Source organism: Pseudosulfitobacter pseudonitzschiae, assembly GCF_002222635.1.
In the GTDB taxonomy this organism is placed as follows: Bacteria; Pseudomonadota; Alphaproteobacteria; order Rhodobacterales; family Rhodobacteraceae; genus Pseudosulfitobacter; species Pseudosulfitobacter pseudonitzschiae_A.
The window spans coordinates 380439-399964 of record NZ_CP022416.1; the positions used below are offsets into that span (position 1 = coordinate 380439).

General features: G+C 60.8%; 15 protein-coding genes and 5 pseudogenes. 11 read left to right on the top strand and 9 right to left on the bottom strand.

The window, feature by feature from the left end; translation table 11 throughout:
* Nucleotides 1–5 precede the first annotated feature (5 nt).
* The 4 genes from SULPSESMR1_RS25560 (at nucleotide 6) to SULPSESMR1_RS19420 (ending at nucleotide 3181) form a co-directional block, all read left to right on the top strand.
* Nucleotides 6–824, top strand: a complete 819-nt coding sequence (locus SULPSESMR1_RS25560; protein ID WP_250161478.1) for an ATP-binding cassette domain-containing protein — start codon at nucleotides 6–8, stop codon at nucleotides 822–824.
* A gap of 73 nt (nucleotides 825–897) precedes the next feature.
* Nucleotides 898–2193 (top strand): HlyD family type I secretion periplasmic adaptor subunit, encoded by a 1296-nt coding sequence (locus SULPSESMR1_RS19410; RefSeq protein WP_089422712.1) that lies wholly within the window; start codon nucleotides 898–900, stop codon nucleotides 2191–2193.
* A 354-nt stretch (nucleotides 2194–2547) separates the two neighbouring features.
* Entirely contained in the window at nucleotides 2548–2748 is a 201-nt protein-coding gene (locus tag SULPSESMR1_RS19415; protein WP_089422713.1) for a DUF4160 domain-containing protein, read from the top strand.
* 31 nt (nucleotides 2749–2779) lie between these two features.
* The gene (locus SULPSESMR1_RS19420; protein ID WP_089422714.1) at nucleotides 2780–3181 is read left to right on the top strand and encodes a DUF2442 domain-containing protein; all 402 of its coding nucleotides are present in this window, start codon (nucleotides 2780–2782) and stop codon (nucleotides 3179–3181) included.
* Between the two features lie 55 nt (nucleotides 3182–3236).
* Here SULPSESMR1_RS19420 and SULPSESMR1_RS19425 read toward each other — a convergent pair whose 3' ends face one another.
* From SULPSESMR1_RS19425 to SULPSESMR1_RS19435, 3 genes and pseudogenes are all read right to left on the bottom strand, one after another.
* On the bottom strand, nucleotides 3237–4505 hold the full coding sequence (locus SULPSESMR1_RS19425; protein WP_089422715.1) for a glycosyltransferase: 1269 nt from the start codon (nucleotides 4503–4505) through the stop codon (nucleotides 3237–3239).
* A gap of 394 nt (nucleotides 4506–4899) precedes the next feature.
* Nucleotides 4900–5561: pseudogene (locus SULPSESMR1_RS25565) on the bottom strand (replication initiator protein A).
* Complete coding sequence (locus SULPSESMR1_RS19435; RefSeq protein WP_114284586.1) at nucleotides 5468–5824, bottom strand: type IV secretory system conjugative DNA transfer family protein; 357 nt, start codon at nucleotides 5822–5824, stop codon at nucleotides 5468–5470. The pseudogene SULPSESMR1_RS25565 and the gene SULPSESMR1_RS19435 overlap by 94 nt, the downstream one beginning before the upstream one ends.
* On the opposite strand from SULPSESMR1_RS19435, the pseudogene SULPSESMR1_RS19440 reads away from it, so the two are divergent.
* The 4 genes and pseudogenes from SULPSESMR1_RS19440 to SULPSESMR1_RS19455 all read left to right on the top strand — a co-directional run.
* Nucleotides 5756–5923: pseudogene (locus tag SULPSESMR1_RS19440) on the top strand (helix-turn-helix domain-containing protein); the annotation flags it as partial. The gene SULPSESMR1_RS19435 and the pseudogene SULPSESMR1_RS19440 sit on opposite strands and share 69 nt — an antisense overlap.
* A gap of 231 nt (nucleotides 5924–6154) precedes the next feature.
* Entirely contained in the window at nucleotides 6155–7147 is a 993-nt protein-coding gene (locus SULPSESMR1_RS19445; protein ID WP_089422717.1) for a class I SAM-dependent methyltransferase, read from the top strand.
* Complete coding sequence (locus SULPSESMR1_RS19450; RefSeq protein WP_089422718.1) at nucleotides 7148–9565, top strand: glycosyltransferase; 2418 nt, start codon at nucleotides 7148–7150, stop codon at nucleotides 9563–9565.
* A gap of 3 nt (nucleotides 9566–9568) precedes the next feature.
* Nucleotides 9569–10861 carry a glycosyltransferase family protein gene (locus SULPSESMR1_RS19455; protein ID WP_089422719.1) on the top strand — a complete coding sequence of 431 codons (1293 nt, stop codon included), beginning with the start codon at nucleotides 9569–9571 and terminating at the stop codon, nucleotides 10859–10861.
* 913 nt (nucleotides 10862–11774) lie between these two features.
* Here the strand turns inward: SULPSESMR1_RS19455 and SULPSESMR1_RS19465 are convergent.
* Nucleotides 11775–13478 carry a hypothetical protein gene (locus SULPSESMR1_RS19465; protein ID WP_089422721.1) on the bottom strand — a complete coding sequence of 568 codons (1704 nt, stop codon included), beginning with the start codon at nucleotides 13476–13478 and terminating at the stop codon, nucleotides 11775–11777.
* A gap of 48 nt (nucleotides 13479–13526) precedes the next feature.
* A complete protein-coding gene (locus SULPSESMR1_RS19470) occupies nucleotides 13527–13832 on the bottom strand; it encodes a helix-turn-helix domain-containing protein (protein ID WP_089422722.1) in 306 nt (101 codons plus the stop codon).
* Between the two features lie 467 nt (nucleotides 13833–14299).
* Here SULPSESMR1_RS19470 and repA point away from each other — a divergent pair.
* Together repA and SULPSESMR1_RS19480 are read left to right on the top strand one after the other, a co-directional pair.
* Nucleotides 14300–15241: pseudogene (gene repA, locus SULPSESMR1_RS19475) on the top strand (plasmid partitioning protein RepA); the annotation flags it as partial.
* Between the two features lie 261 nt (nucleotides 15242–15502).
* Nucleotides 15503–16461, top strand: a protein-coding gene (locus SULPSESMR1_RS19480) for an IS630 family transposase (RefSeq protein WP_089422512.1) whose coding sequence is annotated in 2 segments (ribosomal slippage) — nucleotides 15503–15844 and nucleotides 15847–16461 — 957 coding nt in all. Because the reading frame shifts where the segments join, the coding sequence is not laid out codon by codon here.
* Between the two features lie 35 nt (nucleotides 16462–16496).
* Here SULPSESMR1_RS19480 and SULPSESMR1_RS19485 read toward each other — a convergent pair.
* A pseudogene (locus tag SULPSESMR1_RS19485) lies at nucleotides 16497–16673 on the bottom strand (IS110 family transposase); the annotation flags it as partial.
* A gap of 20 nt (nucleotides 16674–16693) precedes the next feature.
* On the opposite strand from SULPSESMR1_RS19485, the gene SULPSESMR1_RS25570 reads away from it, so the two are divergent.
* Nucleotides 16694–17026, top strand: coding sequence for a transposase (locus SULPSESMR1_RS25570; RefSeq protein ID WP_240311339.1), 333 nt, complete (start codon nucleotides 16694–16696; stop codon nucleotides 17024–17026).
* On the opposite strand, the gene SULPSESMR1_RS25050 is transcribed toward SULPSESMR1_RS25570, so the two are convergent.
* The 3 genes and pseudogenes from SULPSESMR1_RS25050 to SULPSESMR1_RS19500 all read right to left on the bottom strand — a co-directional run bounded on the left by SULPSESMR1_RS25050 (nucleotide 16992) and on the right by SULPSESMR1_RS19500 (nucleotide 19458).
* Nucleotides 16992–17408 (bottom strand): hypothetical protein, encoded by a 417-nt coding sequence (locus tag SULPSESMR1_RS25050; protein WP_157729059.1) that lies wholly within the window; start codon nucleotides 17406–17408, stop codon nucleotides 16992–16994. The two genes, SULPSESMR1_RS25570 and SULPSESMR1_RS25050, sit on opposite strands and share 35 nt — an antisense overlap.
* Nucleotides 17409–17443: 35 nt before the next feature.
* Nucleotides 17444–17802 (bottom strand): annotated as a pseudogene (locus SULPSESMR1_RS19495) (IS5/IS1182 family transposase); the annotation flags it as partial.
* A gap of 231 nt (nucleotides 17803–18033) precedes the next feature.
* Nucleotides 18034–19458 carry a glycosyltransferase family 4 protein gene (locus SULPSESMR1_RS19500; RefSeq protein ID WP_089422725.1) on the bottom strand — a complete coding sequence of 475 codons (1425 nt, stop codon included), beginning with the start codon at nucleotides 19456–19458 and terminating at the stop codon, nucleotides 18034–18036.
* Nucleotides 19459–19526 lie beyond the last annotated feature (68 nt).

The window sequence follows — 19526 nt, forward strand, 5'->3', positions numbered from 1 at the left end:
CCGAGTTGCCCGAACCTAAGGGCAACCTGAAGGTGGAGCAACTCTTCGCCACCGTTCCGGGCAGCCGGGACACATTGCTCAGGGGAATCAGCTTTTCCGTCACCCAGGGCGAGGTGCTCGCGATCATCGGCCCGAGCGGGTCGGGCAAGTCTTCTCTCGTGCGCCATCTCGTCGGGGCGATGACCCCGGTGGCCGGCAAAGTGCGTCTCGACGGCACCGAGATGCACCATTGGGACCCCGAACAGATAGGGCGATACCTAGGCTACCTGCCGCAGGACGTGAAACTTTTCGGCGGTTCAGTATCGGAGAACATCTCGCGCTTCGAGGATGACCCGCAGGACACCGATGTCATCGCCGCGGCCATCTTGGCCGGCGCGCATGACATGATCCAGAAGCTGAGCAATGGCTACGAGACCAATGTTGGCGATGGCGGCATGTTCCTGTCCGGCGGGCAGCGGCAGCGCGTCGGCCTCGCCCGGGCGGTGTATCGCTATCCTAGCCTCGTGGTGCTGGACGAGCCCAACTCCAACTTGGACAGCATGGGCGAAAAAGCGCTCGTGTCTTGCATCCAGAAACTGAAATCGATGGGCAAGACCGTCGTTCTGGTGACCCACAAGACCAATCTTTTCGCCCTGTCCGACAAGACGCTGATGCTGATGAATGGCACGGTCGAGAAATTCGGGCCCACTAGGGACTTCTTTCAGCAGCCACAAACTACACCTTCCGCGGCGCAGACGCAGACGCAGACGCAGACGCAGAAGGCAGCATCCAGGAATTCGCCCGCGGTGGTCAAGCTGTCCACGTCCGAAAAGGACGAAACCTGACAGCATCTGCTTGCAAAATCGGGTTTCCGGGCGATATCGGAACCGGACCAAGCCACATGAGGACGTGCCATATATGGCCAAGAAACCTAGCCCCAAACCGATTGCCATCATGGGATACGCGTTCGTGTTATTCACGTTCGGCGTGCTGGGCACTTGGGCGGCCGTCGCCAAGCTCGACAGCGCCGTCTTCGCACCGGGTACGATCTCGCTCGAGGGCAACCGCAAGGTTGTGCAGCATCTCGAAGGCGGGATCGTGGAAGAGATCCTCGTGAAAGAAGCCGCCTCGGTCGACTTAGGCGATGTCCTGCTGCGTCTCAGCGGGGTCGAGGCGCGCTCCAATCTTGAGGTCATCAACACCCGGATGAACATGGCTCTGGTCGCCGAGTCCCGGCTCCTAGCTGAGCGCCAGATGGCGGACCGGATCGAGCTGCCGGAGGAGATCGATCCCGACAACGCTACGAAAGCCGTGCAGGACGTGATTGCGGATCAGAGAGACCGGTTCAAGGCGCGGCGCTCCATCATGAAATCCCGGCTCGATATCCTCTCCAGCCGGGTCGACCAGACCGAAGAGCAGATCGAGGGGCTGCAGCTTCAGAAATCCGCGCTGGAACGCCGGGTCAAGAATTTCAACACCATGATTGAGCGGATGCGCGGCGGCCAAGAAAAGGGCCTGATCCAGACCAATCTCCTGTCGCAACGGGAGGACGAGATGATCCAGATTGAGGCGTCTCTCGGGCAGGTGATCTCCGAGATCGCGCAGGCCCGCAACGTGATCAACGAGACCGACTTCGAAGCCCTTCAGATCGAGCAGGAATATCGCGAACGCGCCAATACCGAGCTCGAGGAAGTCCGCTCCGAGATATCGGAACTCCAGCAACAGAAGATGGTCGCGGTGGATATCCTGCGGCGCACGAACATCCGCGCCCCCGGCTCCGGCACGATCCAGAACCTCAAGGTTCACACCGTCGGATCGGTGATCAAGGCGGGCGAGGTGCTCATGGAACTGGTGCCCGAGAACGAGGAGCTGATCGTGAACGCGCGGGTGGCACCGCGCGATATCGACAACGTGTCGCCAGGGCTCGACACCGAGGTCCGCTTCACGGCCTTCCAAACCAAGCTCACTCCGATCATGCTTGGCAGTGTGCGATCCGTGTCCAATGACGTCATCACGCCCGAGAATCCGCAGGAGATGCCCTATTACCTCGCCCGCATCGAGGTGGACGAAAAAGACATCCCCCCGGAGATCAAGGGCCGCCTGAGCGCCGGGATGCCGGCCGATGTCATCATCACCACCGGAGAGCGGACGGTGATGAATTTCATTGCCTCGCCCCTGCTCGACGCGGTGCGCAAGAGCCTGATCGAGGAGTGAAGGCTGGCGCAGGCGGCCCCGCTGACGCCTGTGCAGATCCGTGGCAGACCAACCTCGCCGCCGAGCAAGGTTCCCGTGTGAACGATCAATTCGCGAGCTCCTGCGCGGTGTGCGTGCGGAATGGTACGGCTTTCTCGGAGGTCTGGCAAAGCACGCATGTCATTTCTTTTTACCTCCCCCGAATCCGATCGATCCGAGCCTCCCCATCTGACTTAGTCCACCGTTATGGTTAGGAAACAGTGGACAAAGAATGGCAAACAAACGGCACAAGCCCGAAGAAAGCGGCAAACAATGCGCAGACCGTCGGCGGAATAGCATCCTTGAAAAACCCAACATGATAGGTTAAGTGCACTCATGGTTGCCATTCATCGTGCGCATGGTCTACGCGCCATCATCTTCACGGATGATCACGAGCTAGCCCATGTGCATGTGTTCGGTGACGGGCAAATAAAGATTAATCTGATCGGGCTTGACGGGGCTCCAGCTCTTGTGCGGGCGCAAGGCATAAAAGGGAACGATGTGCGCCGGGCCGTGCAGATCGTTCGCGACAAATAGGAGCAGTTTCTTGCCAGACAGAGGGAAATCCATGGTTGAACTGACTGGTGCTGAAATCGACACCGCCATTCAGCGTGGGAACATCGCGCAACAGGCCGAGCCACGCGCGGAATCCGCGCGCTATGACAAGCGAAACAGCCGCGTCATCGTCGATCTGAAAAATGGTTGTATCTTTGCCTTTCCACCTTGCCTGGCGCAAGGGCTGGAAACCGCAACCGATGAAGAACTCGCCGCGGTCGAAATCCTCGGCGCGGGTTACGGCCTGCATTGGGAAGCCCTCGATGTGGACCTTTCCGTGCCCGGCTTGCTGGCGGGGCTGTTCGGCACCAAGGCTTACATGGCTCGCCGGGCCGGACAAGCTACGTCCCCGGCAAAAGCGGCGGCAGCTCGTGAGAATGGTCGCAAGGGGGGCAGGCCGCGGAAGCAGGCCTGATCACCGCCGCCAGCCCGTAATCATGCCCCCTGTCCCGGCGGGCATGAACTTCGCGCTAAAGGCAGGGTGATTCGGGCGCGCGCGGGTCCAGCGCGGCGAGATCCCTGACCCATTGCACCTGGCGCGGCAGGCAGATGCTGTGCAGATCGTAGTTGCGTACAACGTGGCGGCGCGCGGCCTTGCCCAGCCGTTCGCGCATCCCAGGGTCGTCGAGCAGCATCGAGACTTCATCGACAATCGCGTCGCCGTCGAAGAAATCGACGAGGCGGCCGGTCTCATCGTGGGTGATCAGTTCTTTGACCGGGGCGGTGTCGCTGGCCACGATGGCACCTTCGACGCTCATCGTCTCGAACAGCGACCAGGAGAGCACGAAGGGATAGGTCAGGTAGACATGCACTCGGCTGAGCTGCAGCAGGGTCACGAACTGGTCATAGGGGATGCGGCCAAGGAAGTGGACGCGGGCCCAGTCGTCATCGGGGATCTGACTGCGCACCTCGTCGATGAAGATCCGTTTCCACGTCATACCCTTGGGTGGACAGGCGCCATAGCTCACCTCGTCGCCGCCCACGATCAGCACATGCGCCCGGGACCGTTCGCGTAACAGGCGCGGCAGGGCGCGCATGAAGACGTGATAGCCGCGATAGGGTTCGAGGTTGCGATTGACGAAGGTGATCACCTCATCCTCGCGCGAGAGGGTCCGGCCGCTCTTGAACGACAGGGACGCGGTGTCATCCGGCACGAGGCGGGCCGTGTCGATGCCGTCGAACCCCACGGTGATGCGGTCGCGAAAGGCGGCGGAAAATGTGTCGGCCTGGAACCGGGTCGGGCTAAGGCCCGCGTCGGCGATGGCGAAATGCATGTGGTTGTTGAGGTTCTTCATCCGCAAGCGCAGCGCGTTGGTCAGATCGGGTGGGCCGTCGAATTCGGGGTCAAAGCCGGTATGCGGATAATCGGGGCGGTAATAAAGCTCGCAATAGATGCCGATGCGCGCATCGGGCCAGACATCGCGCAGGAACAGCGATTCACCCCAGCCGGGATGGGCGATGATGACATCAGGGGTGAAGCCCTGATCGCGCAGCGCGCAGGCGGCGTGATAGCAGCTTTCGGCGCGGGTGACCTTGGAGTTGAAATCAACCAGCCAGGGGTGCAGCGCCTGCCCGGGGTCGCGGTTGATCGTATAGGGCAGCAGGGTCACGCCGTTCCATTTCTGCACCTCCTTGACCCGTAGCGTCAGGGCCGCCACCTTGTGCCCCCCGGCGGCCAGCACGGGGGCGAGATGCTGGAACTGGCCGGGGAAATTCTGGTGGATGAAGAGAAATTGCATGCGGGGTCCGGTCTTGATCCGTGTCCGAACTCTTTAGCGTCTGGGCGGCAGGCTGCAAAGCCCAATCTGCGCGGGCCAGGTGAAGCTGAGGTCATGAAGCCATTTGAAGTATTTAGTCCCCTAAGGCTTGCCACGTTTCTCAAAGCCTTCTTGCAGAACCCCATGAAGGCGGCGCTGGGATTTCGGAGGGCTCTGCCATCCATTCCCGCCATTCTTGTTCGAGGACATACACATCTCATCCCGGCGCGACGGTCCGCGCGTCGTGGTAGGCTTCCGGACCGAGTCGGATGTATGAAGGGTCGGAAGAGGCGCTTCCGGATTGATCGCTACGGCGGTTGGTGAAAATCGCCATATCATCTTCCACCTTCACAGCGTAGTCAGGCATGTGGACATGTTATTCCTCCTGGCGTACGATATTCATAACCAGACGGCGAAACTCCTTTTCTGTGGAACAGGGGCGGCACTTGGCTTGTGACTTTGCCAGTCCAATCTTCCATTCTTTCTTTGCCCCGCAATTCTTTCGAGCAAGTTCATAGATACGCCGCTCCAATGGTTTGCGTAGCGGAAATAGTCACGGTGCAGGGTCAGAACTTCACGATGCCGGATGGCATTGAACACCCAATCTGAGAGCCTGATCTCCACTTCCTGCATCCGTCCGTCGCGTGCCTCACGAACGATCCTGAACAGGTCAATCAGCCCAAAGCCATCGAACATTTCCGTGCCACCAGTGATAAGATTGGTCGTGATCATCGTGCTCTGAAGGCGCTCCAGGGCGGCCCTGAGTTGTTCATACCTGCACCCATCCGTTCCTCGATTTGTCGCTTTCAACAGGTCATATGCCCTGAAGCGAATAGTCGGACCGACCTCCCATTCCTCATTCAGAGCGGCGATGCATTGGCTGAAAGGGGACCGTTTGGTCGGTTTCGCCGCCTGTGCGGCCCTAGGGGCGTCCTGAGCGCCGTTCAGGGTTGTAGCGGGGAAGGTGGCGATGTCCTGGAGCGCTTGGGAGACGAGCGGGCGTAGGCGTCCAGCCAGTTGGGCGGCAGCACGAGGAATATCGAGACGGTTTGCTGTTGCAGCTCCGCGAAATGGAAGTCCGACCGGGAGATCACGTTGGCGATGCGCGGGCTGTCGAAAAAATGGGTGCGACGCTGCGCGTTCGACAGGACCGAGGCCGCTTCCCGGTCCGCCTTGCCGAGAAACTGGTTGGCGGCGCGGGCAACCAGCCCGCCCGCCGCAAGGAGATGTTCATGAACAAAGATCACCGCGAGATCCAACGCAAGTTGCGGATACTGCGATATGTCGAAGAGATCGGCCATGTTGCCAAAACCTGCCGCTATTTTGGGATCGGTCGCGCCAGTTTTTACCGTTGGCGCAAAGCCTATGCAGAACGCGGCGAAACAGGACTGATCAATGCACTGTCTGACGTCAGCACCTTTGGGACAAATTTAATTTGCTGATCAGGTTGCCCCATCAAGAGGCTTGCGTGTAAGAAGACCTACATTTGACCATTTCGAAGGCTTGCTGACTTGCCACCTTCTTCCAAATTTTCCCAGGTTCAGGTCGTGCGGCCTTCCGGCTCAGAGCGCTTGGAGACCGGCGCCCCAGACGGTGTCTCGAAGCAAGCCCCACGCCCGAAAGGGGACAGCGTGTCCGTTCTCAAGCGCCTCGAACGATATATCTCTGCCTTCTTCAAGCTCGGCCGCATCGAACGCATCGCCAAGCAGGCTAATCATGTGGCGCAACAAAATGCGGACAAGATCGCAGCCTTTTCACAAGATCTGAGGACCGCCATCAGGGAGCAGACCGCGTGGATGGAAGGCCGGTTGGCCGAGCATTCCCTGCACGACAACGAGCTGTCGCGCCGCCTCGACAGGATCATGTTGAACCGTGCCCCGCTTGTCGCCGAGGGCCAACCCAAGGTATCCGACGGCAATCCTGGCGAAATATCCGAAGGGTTCGCGCTTTTTCTCGACACCTTCTACAACCGTCTCGAGAACCGGTTTCGCGGCAGCCAGAAGGATATCCTGAACCGGCTCGCGGTGTACCAGCCCGATGTCGAGGCCGCGGCGATCCGGACCGGCGGGAAGCCGGCGCTGGATCTCGGGTGCGGGCGCGGCGAATGGCTGGAACTCATGCGCCGGCTGGGCATCCCCGCCTCGGGCGTCGATCTGAACGCGGCGCAGATCGCCGAGGCGCGGGAAGCCGGCCTCGCCGTCGAGGAGCTGGACGCACTGGCGGCCCTGGAGAAGGCCGAGGATGACAGCCTGTCGGTGATCAGCGCGCATCACCTTATCGAGCACATCCCGTTCCGGGACGTGGCCTGGATCGCACGGGAGGCGCTGCGCGTCCTGGCACCGGGCGGGCTGCTCATCTTCGAGACACCCAATCCGCGGAACGTGCTGGTGGGCGCGACCTCGTTTCACAACGATCCCACGCATCTGCGCCCGCTGACCGACCCGGCGCTCGGCGTGCTGTTCGAGACCGCGGGGTTTCATCCGGTGGAAACCCGCTTCCTGCATCCGCACGAGCGGCTGGACGAGTTCCTCGACCGACCGGGATTCGACCCGGAGCTGGCGCATCTTCTTTTCGGACCGCAGGACCTGGCCATGCTCGGGCAGAAGCCGCGAGAGAGCGCCTGAATGCGGATCGGCCTTCTCCAGACCCAGGTCCCCTTCGTGACCGGCGGTGCCGAGCGCCACAGCGCCAACCTGCGCGCGGCCCTACGGGAGCACGGCCATGAGGTGGCCGAGATCACCCTGCCCTTCAAATGGTATCCCAGCGAAACGCTCGTCGACAGCGTCCTTGCCGCGCGGCTCACAGACCTCTCCGAGACCGAGGGTGTGCCGACGGACCTCACCATCGGCCTGCGGTTCCCGGCCTATCTCGCCCGTCATCCCAACAAGGTCTTCTGGATCATCCATCAGTTCAGGCAGGCCTATGACCAGTGGGACACGGGCGTTTCGGAGCTGCTCGAGGACCCGGAGGGGGAGGCCATCCGCCATCTCGTGCGCGCCGAGGATCGCATGGCGTTCGCCGAGACGGCGCACCCCGTCTACGCCAATTCCGTGACGGTCGCGCAAAGACTGCAGACCTATCTCGGGCAGAAGGCGACGCCGCTCTATCACCCGCCGCCCAAGGCCGGGCTTCTGTCACAGGGGCCTTTCGGGGATTATCTGTTCGCCCCGGGGCGCTTGAACCCGTCGAAGCGCCCTGAGCTCCTGTTGCAGGCACTGGCGCGCACGGCCCCGCCCCTGCGGCTGGTCATCGCCGGCGTGGCCGGGAACCCAGGTTACCTGGAAAGACTGAAGACCATGGCCGACGATCTCGGCGTGGCCGGTCGCGTCGAATGGCTGGGCGGGATCGACGATGACACCATGCGCATGACCTATGCCAATGCGCGCGCGGTGGTGTTCGTGCCACAGGACGAGGATTATGGCTACATCACGCTCGAGGCCATGCTGTCGGGCAAGCCCGTCATCACCACCGAGGATGCCGGCGGCCCGCTTGAATTCGTGACCAACAGAACGCATGGACTGGTTTGCGCCCCCTCGCCCGCCGCGCTCGCGACGAGCTTCGAGACCGTGATGCAGGACAAACGGCTGGCTGAGCGTATGGGGGCCGCCGGACACGAGAAATACCACAAGCTCAATATCAGCTGGGATCATGTGGTCGAGACGTTGACCGGCCAGTCCCGCCCGCGGGATGCGCTGCGCCCGGGCCAGGCCACGCGTCGCCACGAAAACCATTCCCGGACCGCGAAGACATCCAGCCTCCAGGACGAGGTCGTTGCGACGCTTCGGCGCGCGATCGCGCCCTCGGCCCCGGCACGGGTCAGCCTGCCCTTCCGGTCCATCTCGGATGTCTTCGCAGCCTATGATTTTGAGACCCTGCCGCCTGCGCCCGATGGCGGACAGACCGTCACCATCGATCCCGGGATCGAGGATTATCTGGGCACGCACTGGACACGCTTCCTGACCACCCTCGACCTGGTGGCCGATCTTGCGCCCGGCTCGGTCCTGAATATCGGCACCTACCCGCCCCTCGCCTTCGAGGCGATGGTGGTGAACGCGTTTCCGGATGTCGATCTGCAGGGGCTGTGCCTGGGGCCGCATATCTACAGCCAACATGTGCGGGGTCGGGACAGCCGCTTTCCCGATTTCGATATCCGTCTCGACGCGGCCAACATAGAACGCGATTCCCTACCTTATGCCTCGGAGAGTTTCGACCTCGTGATGGGGATGGAGATTTTCGAGCACCTCGTAACCGATCCCTATTTCTTCCTGTCCGAAGCTTGCCGCGTCCTCAGGCCGGGTGGCCATCTCCTGCTGTCCACACCGAATGTTGCGAGCCATCGCGGGGTCTGGAAGACACTGAACGGGCAGGCCCCCTATTCGTTCGGCCTCTTTGTACCGAGCGACGGGGCATACGGGCGCCACAACCGCGAATACGCCCCCCGCGAAGTCGAGCGGCTGGCGGCGGCTGCGGGGTTCGAGGCCCGCGTCCTGAAGACCGTGGATGTCTACGATGACCGGATCGACCCCGGAACGGCGGAGCTGCTGCACGGCCGGGGCGACGATCTGACGTTGCGCGGCGAGACCATTTTCTTCGTGGGCAAGAAGACCGGGGCGCCCAGAGGTGTGCCCGAGGGGTTCTATCATGGCGATCCGGAACGCATGTCCGGCGCGCTGCGGGTGGCTTCGCACGAAGAGCGGACAGGGCTTGTCCGTGTCGAGGTGACGAATAGCAGCCGACGCTGGTGGCCGGTTCGGGAAAGGCACGCCACCTGCTTGCTGGCCGAATGGGCCGATCCGGACGGCATCCTGCGCCACACCAATATCCTGCTGCCCCTGGAGGACGCCCTGGGGCCGGGGGACAGCCACACTGTCACCCTGCGCCTCGACGCGGCCGGAACCGGCAAAACAAAGCCACGGGGAACCCTCTGGCTCGAACTGTTCCAGAAGGGAGTGGGGCGGTTGTCGGGAACGGGGCGGGCCAATGGCATCACCCTGCCCTGCTCCGAGGACGCCTTCGTCCGGCTGGTCCGCCGGAGCACCTGACCCATGCCTGAACAGCGCCCCCGGATCCACTGGGTCTCTCCCCTGCCCCCCGCGGAGACGGACATTGCCCATTACACGCAGCGCATCCTGCCCGAGCTTGCCGAGCGCGCCGACCTCACGCTCTGGACCGATGCGGAGACCTGGGATAGCGGGCTGGAAAGCTTCTGCCCGGTCCGGCACCTGGACCCATACCGGATAGTGCCGGGGCAGATGCGGACTGCCGGGCCGCGGGGCGACCGTCCCGGCACAATCTTCATCAATATCGGGAACGCATGGTGTTTCCACGCGGGCCTGCTGGCCCTCGCCCGGCGCATGCCCTCCGTCATCGTCCTGCATGACCTCGCCTTGCAGGAAATGTTCTGCGATGCCGTGCACAACGGTCTCCTTGCGCGCGACGACTACCTCGCCGCCATGCAGCACTGGTATGGCGAGGAGGGCCGGAACGTGGCGCAAGACGAAGGCAGGCAGAGCGCCATGGACCTGGGCCAGCGATTTCCGGGCTTCGAACTGACGATGGAGAACGCGGTCGCGGTGCTGACGCATACGCCAGCGGCCTCGCAGGCGGTCGCCGCCCGCGGGGTCCTTCCGGCCTACCGGCTCGACCTGCCCTTCCGGGCGACGGGGGCCGTCTACAGCGGCCGATCCATGCAAGGGCCGCTCCGCCTTGTTCAGTTCGGCCATATCGGCCCCAACCGGCGCCTGGAACAGGTGCTCGAGGCCTTGGCCGGGATGGGGCCGGAGTTCGATTTCGTTCTCGATATCGTCGGCAAGCTCTGGAATCCCGACCTGATCGAGGCGCGGTGCGCCGACCTGGGCATCGCCGGAAAGGTACGGCGGCACGGCTACGTGCCCGAAGCGGAGCTCGATGCGCTGCTCGGCCGGGCCCATCTCGTCTTCAACCTCCGTCACCCGACCATGGGCGAGGCCTCCGGCAGCCAGCTGCGCATCTGGAACGCGGCCGCGGCCTCGGTGGTGACGGACCAGGGCTGGTATCATCACCTGCCCGATGACACGGTCTTCCGCGTGCCCGTCGAGGAGGACGTGATCGCGCTGCGCGTCCTGCTGGAACGGCTCGACAAGGACAGGACCATCGGCCAGTCGCTGGGGGCCGCGGGATACGCCCGCCTTGTTGAACACCACGGCCCCGCACAGTATGCCGATGGCATCGCCGAGGTGGCGCGCGCCTTCGAGTCCGATACCCGGGATGCGGTTCTTGCCCATGCAGCTCGGCGGCTCCTATCGAGCGGCGCAGATGACACGGGCCTGGTGCGGCGGCGGCTGGCCCGGTTTTTCTGAACGGCTTTTAGTTCGCATGACTCGCTATGTCTTTGACGTGACAGCCCTCAGGCACTACCTGTGACCTGACCGATTACGCGACATTGTGCGGCCTGCTCAAGATCACCCCGAGCCCCCTGTCGCTTCCCGGGATGGAGAAACATGCCAGGGGCTCGGTCAAGCGCTGGCTCCGCGTGTGGACAGGGACCTGCGTGCGGCCATCGGGGGTGCAAAATACTTCCGGCGCCGGAACCTGTCACTGGAGGCGTGGAAAGCCGCCCGTGCCGGGTACTCCCGCCGCCAGGCCCATGCGAGGGCGCAGCTCGGCCTGAAGGTCTGCGTCCTGCTGCACGACCTGATCCCGCTCATGACACCGCAATACACTGAAGACGAGATCTGCCACCGGTTCCATGACTGACTGACGCGCTCCGCCAGCTATGTCACGTGCTTCCTGGCGAATTCGGAGAATACTGCCAGCGACCTGCGCGCCTTCCTGGAAAGCCAGGGGGCGGAGGTGCCCGTTCGGGTGGTCCCGCTCGCACATGCCACCCACCCCGCACGATGCCCCCGCAACGCTGACCTGCCCGCCCCAACGGGCAGCCCTTATGCCGCCTTCCACGAGGGGGCGGGCATACCCGATCGCATCCGGGTCCTGATCAAGCCTGGTGGTGGGCACCCCGGAGATGCGCAAGAACCTCTGGCGACTCGCGACCGTCTGGGACAGGCTGCGCAGGCAATCCGGCCGCGCCCCCTCGCGATGTCGTCAGGGTCGTCTCGGCAGGCTCCACCGCGGGCAGCCTCGCATACCGGCTATCCGCGGACATTACAGACAGCTTTGCAAGTGGGTGGATGTCGCCCGCGAAGTCAGGCGGGTTTACGAAGGCTGACCTTACTGTAACGGCTGTCTGACGTCAGAAGATGGAGAAGACACGCGCTAGACGACCAGATCGTACGCCTCGTAATCGCTGCGCAGGCCGATCGTGGAGATGATCTCGCCGTTGTCCAGCGTCCAGGAGGCAGTGAACGTGTCTTCCACGGCGACGTTGAATATCTCGGGATCGAGCAGGATCAGCTCGTTGCCGACCACGATCATTTCCAGATCGTTATCCTTCGACATGAGGAAGGAGATGAAGGCGAACGCCTCGTCGTCATATAACTGGAACTGGTTCTTCTGACCGGACGCGCCCCCGAAGTCCACGTCGATGACATCCTGCGCCGGCTTTCCCGTTTCCGGCGGGCCGGTAATCAGGTCCCTTGCCTTCTCCAGCTCGCTGGCACTCACGTCGAAGGTCGCGACCACGGCGTTGTTGTCGAAGGTGTATTCGCGCGCGTTGGTTTCGAGATTCTCCGAGACGTTCTCCAGGCCGAACCTGGAGAGCATCTGGGCCATCTGATCGGTGTCCTGGGCATAGGTGATGGCCGTCTCGGCCAGCGCGTCCTGCACGGCCTCCACCTCCGGTGTGGCCGTGGCCCGGGCCGTCTCGACGGTTGGTTTCCCGGTGTCGCGTAGCTGTTCTTGCGCCTCGAGGAAGGCACTGACCTGGGTCGCGAGACCCTCGACGAATGCCGAAACATGGCCCTGGACATTGGCGTCCTGATGCACCTCGATATCCGAGGTCGTGGCCTCCTTCCCATCCCTGCCCGCGAGCGAGACCTCGTCGAAAAACCGCGTCAGCGCCGCGAGGAAATCCTGCATACCGGTCTGGGCAAACCCGAGGTCATCCATGCCGTCCCCGGCCGCGCTCTCCTGGCCGGCGATCATGGCGAGGATGCTTTCCGGGGTCATCGCATCCACGTCCGGGACCTGCGTCTCCGACATGAAGCCGAGCGATATGGCAATGGCGCTCAACCCGATCGCATAGGTGTTTTGCCCGAGCTTCTCCTCGGTGAACGCCTCCGTGTCATGCGCGTCCCGGATCAGGACGCCGTCTTGCCTGACGGCGTCGTCCTGCATGCCTTGGTCCTGCAGGGTTAGCTGCAGCGGATCGAACTCCGTATCCCAGGGGCCGGAGCCGGGCACCAGGTCGCCGGGGAGGTCGGGAACGGGGCTGCCGGCGCTCTCCTCCGGCAGGATCAGGACGAGCTCTTCGGCGGCCAGGAACAGGGTCCAGATAAGCGCCGCCAGTATCGTGGAGGGATGCAGGAACACCTTGCCGTTGCGCCCCAGCCGGACGACGCGTTGCGTGTCCGGTGCGTCGCCCTCTGCGGGGGCCCTGCGCCTAGTGAATTCCTCAATCAGCGCGTTGAAATCGCGCCCACGCAGCGGTTGGCTTATGTTGGGGCTGTCGAGGAGATAGACACCGTCGAGGCGGCACAGGTGAATGTACACCTCGCCATTGCCGTCGCAGAAGAGAAACCAAGGATCGCCCTCGTCGGTGATGCCGCGGTCGATCTCGTTCGGGACGCCCGCCGCATCCAGAAGCCGCTTGACGCGGAAGAGGTTGGCCAGCTCCTGGTTGGACCAGTCCTTGGCGCGCAGTTTGCCCAAGTCGCGGTAGCTCTTCGCCTTGGGCAGCGGGAAGGTGTGATCGTTGGCGAGGGTCTGGTCGTCGAAATGCAGGATGTCATCACCGTCCTGAAGAAACGCCAGGCGTTTCACTCCTCCACTGGTCTCGGGGAATTTCAGGATGTTGGCCATGGGTGATGGTGCTCTTGCTCTCTCGTACGCGGACCGGCTCTCCCCAGCTTACGACGCTTCGTCTTCGAATAGAACCCGGTATGTCATCGGCTCGTAATGCTTGAGCAGCATGCGGACGAAATCCTGCGGGTTCTGATCCAGCGCATGGGCCCATTCGACATAGCGGTGCGCGGGGATCTTGCCGCGGCCGTTCTCCAGCTGGGAGATGAACGTGTAGTAGTCGAGCGACAGGATATCGGCCAGATCGCGCTGCGACAGCCCCTGTTCCTCGCGCAGCGAACGAAGCCACAGGCCAAGCGTGACCCTTTGCTCCTTGGTCTCTTCGGGTGAGGTCTTGTGAAGTCCGGCCAACATTTCAGTATCCTCGTGGGCAGCAGTCTTGAGAGGTTCAGGTCAATGAGCCTCGTGGCGCCACAGACGTTCAGTATATCATTATACATCACTTGCTTTCTCGAGGCAAACCTCGCGTGGCAGCCCGATTGTATACCTTCGCAGAGCATAAGTATAACCGGGAGTGACGGGTTTTTGTTGATTTCGCAGAGCGCCCCTTGCCGGATGGCCCGTCTTGTGGACGAACCGATTCGGCTTCGGCGCACGGGGCGGCGTTTGCCCCGAATTCCGGCCATACGGAGGATGTTCCACCTCTGTTCCGACACAGAGGTGGGGAAGCCAGACGGCTTCTATAGTATATTTCCGCATGAGACCCACAATATCCTGCAGAATCACTTGCCGGCCCGTGCTTGCCCCAGCATAATATTACGCTCATAAGGTGTTGTGGCGCGGAAAACCGTAACTAACGACAGTGCGCCCTTGGGTGAGGGATGATGATCAGCACGCGGATCGACCTTCTTGTCGGTGAGCACGCACTCAAGCTCTCGGAGCGGCTGCAGGCCCACCGGGCACAGCTCTTCCCGCCCGATTCCCGCAAGGAGATGCGGAAATTCACCAGTTGCGCGGCTCCTCGATGTCAAGGATGCCTACCTGCGTAAGTTGCATCTCGCTGGCAAGGGCCCCTCCCCAGAGATCCGCGTCAGGGGGCGACACTATTACACCACCGCTGACATCCAAAGCCTGCGCGAGCTCCTTGAGGCCGGCGCCAAGAGTCTGGGCACCTACCTGCCGGGGCGGCGCGAGGGCGATCACCTGCAGGTCATCACGGTGATCAATTTCAAGGGCGGGGTTGGCAAAACTACCGCCGCCGCGCACTTGGCGCAGAAGATGGCGCTCGACGGCTACCGGGTGTTGGGCATCGATCTCGACCCGCAGGTCAGCTTCTCGGCGCTGCACGGGTTCCAGCCGGAATTCGACCTGTTCGACTGCGGCACGCTCTATGATGCGATCCGTTACGAGGATCCGGTGCCGCTCAGCCGGGTGATCCGGCGTAGCTATTTCACCAATCTCGACATTGTACCGGGCAATCTCGACGTCATGGAGTTCGAGCATAAGATCCCGCGCATGCTGGCCGAGCGGGACGGCACGCTGTTCTTCACCCGCGTGGGCGATGCGCTGGCCGAGATCGAGGCGATTACGACGTGGTGGTGGTCGACTGCCCGCCGCAGCTCGGCTTCCTGACTATGTCGGCGCTCTCGGCGGCGACCACGGTGCTGGTTACGGTGCATCCACAAATGCTCGACGTGATGAGCATATGCCAGTCCCTGCTGATGACCTCAAACCTCTTGAGTGTGGTGTCGGAAGCAGGGGGCAATATGTCCTATGACTGGATGCGCTATGTCATCACCCGCTACGAGCCAGACGACGGGCCGTAGAACCAGATGGTCAGTTTCATGCGCTCAATGTTCGTAAGCGCGAACTTCTCTGCATAGTTGAGGTTTTTGGGGCGTTTTGGCTCTTTTTTATTCAGTTGGCGCTGATTTTTTGAAGTTGAAGGGTAACAGATCGCTGATGTCGTCGTCGTGGTTGCGTTGCGGCAACCTCACGCGCCTAAAGCGACCCGCCCAAAACCTGAATCGCGGGGATTCCCACACGCATGATTTTGTGATTCATCCTGTTTGGGAGGATGGATCATGTCAGCACCTTTGCCAGACGCGCTTCGGGCGCGGTTTCAGCGATACATTGAGGAAGGGTTAAGCGGTCGCGCGGCGGCATTGCGCTTGAAACTCTCGCCCGCCACGGGAGCGCGGTGGGCGCTTGCGATCCGGCGGACCGGCCGGGCAGAGGCAGCTCCGCAGGGCCGACCAAAAGGCCGGGGCAAGCTGGACCCGCATCGGAGCTTCTTTGCTGAAATCATCGAGCAAGATGGAGACATCACGATGCCCGAGCTGAGTGCAGCCCTGTTTGACGCAACGAGTGTTCAGGCGCACCCCAACGCCATCGGTAAGTTCCTTCGCAAGCTGGGCTATACGTATAAAAAAAATCGCTGGTCGCCACCGAACGCCGCCGTGCCAAGGTAAGGCGACAGCGCGAAGACTGGTTCAAGCAGCGCCTCCCAGCCGTATCGAAGCACCCGGAACGCGTTGTCTTTATTGACGAAACATCCGTGAAGACGAACCTGACGCGGCAGCGGGGATGGGCCCCTTGCGGCAACCGCCTGATTATGGACACCCCCTTCGGCTCATGGGGCACCCAGACCTTCATAGCCGGACTGAGTGCCGACGCGATGATCGCCCCCTGGGTGATCAAAGGGGCCATGGATGGCGCGGCCTTCGCCGCTTACGTTGAAAAGGTGCTGGTGCCGGAACTCTCACCCGGAACCGTCGTCATTCTGGACAATCTCGCCACGCACAAGAATGCCGAAGCGGAAAAAGCATTGCGCAAGGCAGGGTGCTGGTTCCTGTTCTTGCCGCCCTACAGTCCCGACCTCAACCCCATCGAAATGGCGTTCTCAAAGCTCAAAGCACACCTGCGCCGGATCGGAGCGCGAACATTCACCGACATGTTCAACGCAATCGCCGAGATCTGCGACCTCTACTCTCCCGACGAGTGCTGGAATTACTTCACGGCTGCCGGATATGTCGCAGGTTAAAGGCAGGACGCTTTAGAGCCCTTGTTCATGCGTCAGTGGTGCGCGCTGCCGCAAACCTCAAAGATGACCAAGCAGGGCTCCTGCTGGGCCATGAACGCGGGGAACTGCTGTCGCGTGAGCTTTTTGCGAAACTGGATCTCCCCCGTCCGCAGGGCGCCGTGTATCTGGAAAACACTCTTTGCCAGATCGACTCCGATCATCATATCCTTCATCTTGCCGTCCTCCTTTTTGCGTGGCGTTGAGCACCACGACTTTGGCACATTGCGATGCCGTCTGGGGAGGGCGGCAACCACTCCATCTCGAATGGTACGCCCTGCGCTGGAAAATTGAGACTTTCTTCCGGACGTTGAAGTCCGGCTGCCGGATCGAGGAGCTACGTTTGGCCACGGCCGATCGCCTAGCCAACTGCATCGCGCTCCGCTGTGTGGTGACGTGGCGGGTGACATGGCTGGCAATGCTCAGCCGCAAGGCCTCCGACTGGTATTTGTGGGTAACTGCAAGGCGCACGGCAAGCTTATATCAGGGGCATTCTAACAGTTGTATGAAAACTCATAGTAAGGTTTGATCAAAATCCTGGCAAAGGTGACGCCGCAGTTCCCTGATTTCTGTGACAGGTAAGCGTCAACTGCAGGTCTGAAGGTCGAAGCCTTGCCGTTTGGAGATGGTATCAAGCCAAGTGTAAGTCCCGTAGCGACACCAGCCCCAGCGGCAGCACGAACACTTGGGGTTATCATTAAGCGGCCTTCCTGCGGTTTGTCAAAAATACGCCATACCCGACCGTTGTGTTGTATCTCTTGAGACAAAACGTTTGAGTAGTCTTTCGTGTAAAATTCAGTTTCACCTGTGCAGCCAGAAACCACGTAGAATGCTGCTAAAACAGCAAGAAATTTCTTATTGAAACCTCTTCGCATAACGCCAATGTAACCCCCGCAGAATGTCATCTGCAACAGATTGCCCTTGTACAATGTGAGGCACAAGTCTTTTCTGACAGCGTGTGCCCGTCATAAGGGTTGCCGGGCAGCGCACGCAGGCCCACCACGAAGCCTTCCTTGATCGTCGTGGCAATACTGACTTTGGTGCCAAATTCGTGCCGGATCTGGGCCTTGCCCTTGGAGATGAAGCCGACATCAGGTTCATGCAGGGCATAGATTTCACCGCTGCCCTTTGGGGCTGGTGCAGCAGACGCGAGACCAGGACCAAGGTGTCGAGGACAGTTTCGCGCAACGCGCCGACCGGTATCAGACCGAGTTGACGGCGCAGATCACACATCACACGGCCAGTGTATCCCTTCAATGTTCTCAAGGCCTTGCGCATGCGCTTGAACTGTCGCGCAAGCGCATAGGCAATGGACTATGGATGGTCGGTGGGAGCGGAGGTCGACTGACCGGCTTCCTGAATCGCCCGCTATTTTGGGCTAGTTTTGTCCTCTCCGAGGAGACAGGCGATCCAAGTTCACGGATGAACAGACCATCGGTATCTTGAAGAAGCATCGGGAAGATGTCTGATTGCTTCCAGCACTGTGAAATAAGACCCACTCATCATCACAGATGTTTCTCTCCGCAGAAACTGTGCTTACTCTTGAACCATGGCTTCCAGAAAATCATTCGTGACATCATCCCATGTGCGCAGTGACGCTCCTGCAATTTTTCTCTCAAGCGCGCGGCGATGGTCAGGATTGGCTATAAGCTTGTGACAGGCGTCATAGATACTGCTGATAGAATGGGCATCACAGTATTCCACCAAGTCTCCGCCCACCTCGGGCATTGACGAATTATCTGCCACAACAGCTGTTTTGCCAAATGATAAACTTTCACCGATAGGCAGCCCCCAACCTTCGTACACGCTGACTGTCGCGGTAAATAGGCAGTTCTCGTAGAGAAAGCCTAACTCGGTATCACTCGGTCTCTTGGCAAATTGGACCCAGCCCCCCAAATTGCCCGTGGCCTTCATCAGGGCTTCGAAATCATCATTGTACCAGCCTGGCTTTCCAGCAAAGACGAGCTTGGGGACATCCAAGCTTGGCGTGAGAGTTAGTCGTTGCCAAGCTTGTGCCAGTCGCCAAATATTTTTGCGTGATTCCATCGTTCCTACAACCAGCACAAAGGGGGTCTTGGTCAGGTTCAACACGGAGTGGTCAACGCCCTGTAAACTGTTGAGACGCGATTTGAAGGGCTTTGTCGGATCTTTAACTTGGTTAGAGTGTACCACGTCAAATTTTTGGGCTAGCGGCACCACATCAATGGGGCGTTGCTCACCAACCTCATCCATGAAGCGCTGCAAATCACGGGCGGTGTTTTGGGAGTTTGCGATGAAACCATCACAATACCCCAGCGAAGATAGCAGCCAATGGTAAAATTCACCCGAGAAATCTGCTGCAATATGCTCCGCGGCGATGATTGGAATGAGATCATGCACTAGTTGGTAAATCTTGATCCCCTTATTGTCTTTCAGCCGTTGTAGTGCGGGCTCTAGCCCATCGATATTCCAGATTGCCCCCAAGATGATCAGTTGATCGCCGGGTCTGACGCCCTCACTTACTTTTTCTCGCCTGATATCGGCGACCACGTCTATGCGAGCGGGAGCTTTGCGGGTTTTGAAGGCAGTCCACTCGGCAATACTGGAGCCCATCTTTGCAAAATAGCGCTCATGTCCTCGTACCGCGTGATAGGTGCGAACCTTTGAATAGAACCAGTATTTCAAGGGGCGGTTGCGATAGCGCATTAATGTAGGTGCGGCATCATTCTGGGCGCGCGCCTTTTTTCCGAAGAACACAGCCCCGAAAATGTCAGGGGAAAACTCATCCATATCGGCCATAAAGCCTGAATCAATGGCGGTATACTCACGGTGCAGTCGGTCCCAGTAACTCAACCGCACGTTCTCAGCACCCAACCGCTCGACCATCCGACGGATGACCTCAAAGGATACTCGTTGAATACCCGACACGGTGGTTTCTTTTTCCACGTAGAGCAGGATATCGGTCATGTCGAAATAGTACATACCCAGCGACCTCGTTGGTTTTTTACGCGCAGTCCAGCTTTGGCAAAACCTCGCTCTAGTCGCGCTGT

Excerpts from the sequence above, each read along its gene's own strand:
- SULPSESMR1_RS19410 (WP_089422712.1), top strand. The coding sequence starts at position 898 with ATGGCCAAGAAACCTAGCCCCAAACCGATTGCCATCATGGGATACGCG.
- SULPSESMR1_RS19415 (WP_089422713.1), top strand. The coding sequence starts at position 2,548 with ATGGTTGCCATTCATCGTGCGCATGGTCTACGCGCCATCATCTTCACG.
- SULPSESMR1_RS19420 (WP_089422714.1), top strand. The coding sequence starts at position 2,780 with ATGGTTGAACTGACTGGTGCTGAAATCGACACCGCCATTCAGCGTGGG.
- SULPSESMR1_RS19425 (WP_089422715.1), bottom strand. The coding sequence starts at position 4,505 with ATGCAATTTCTCTTCATCCACCAGAATTTCCCCGGCCAGTTCCAGCAT.
- SULPSESMR1_RS19435 (WP_114284586.1), bottom strand. The coding sequence starts at position 5,824 with ATGGCCGATCTCTTCGACATATCGCAGTATCCGCAACTTGCGTTGGAT.
- SULPSESMR1_RS19450 (WP_089422718.1), top strand. The coding sequence starts at position 7,148 with ATGCGGATCGGCCTTCTCCAGACCCAGGTCCCCTTCGTGACCGGCGGT.
- SULPSESMR1_RS19455 (WP_089422719.1), top strand. The coding sequence starts at position 9,569 with ATGCCTGAACAGCGCCCCCGGATCCACTGGGTCTCTCCCCTGCCCCCC.
- SULPSESMR1_RS19465 (WP_089422721.1), bottom strand. The coding sequence starts at position 13,478 with ATGGCCAACATCCTGAAATTCCCCGAGACCAGTGGAGGAGTGAAACGC.
- SULPSESMR1_RS19470 (WP_089422722.1), bottom strand. The coding sequence starts at position 13,832 with ATGTTGGCCGGACTTCACAAGACCTCACCCGAAGAGACCAAGGAGCAA.
- SULPSESMR1_RS19500 (WP_089422725.1), bottom strand. The coding sequence starts at position 19,458 with ATGTACTATTTCGACATGACCGATATCCTGCTCTACGTGGAAAAAGAA.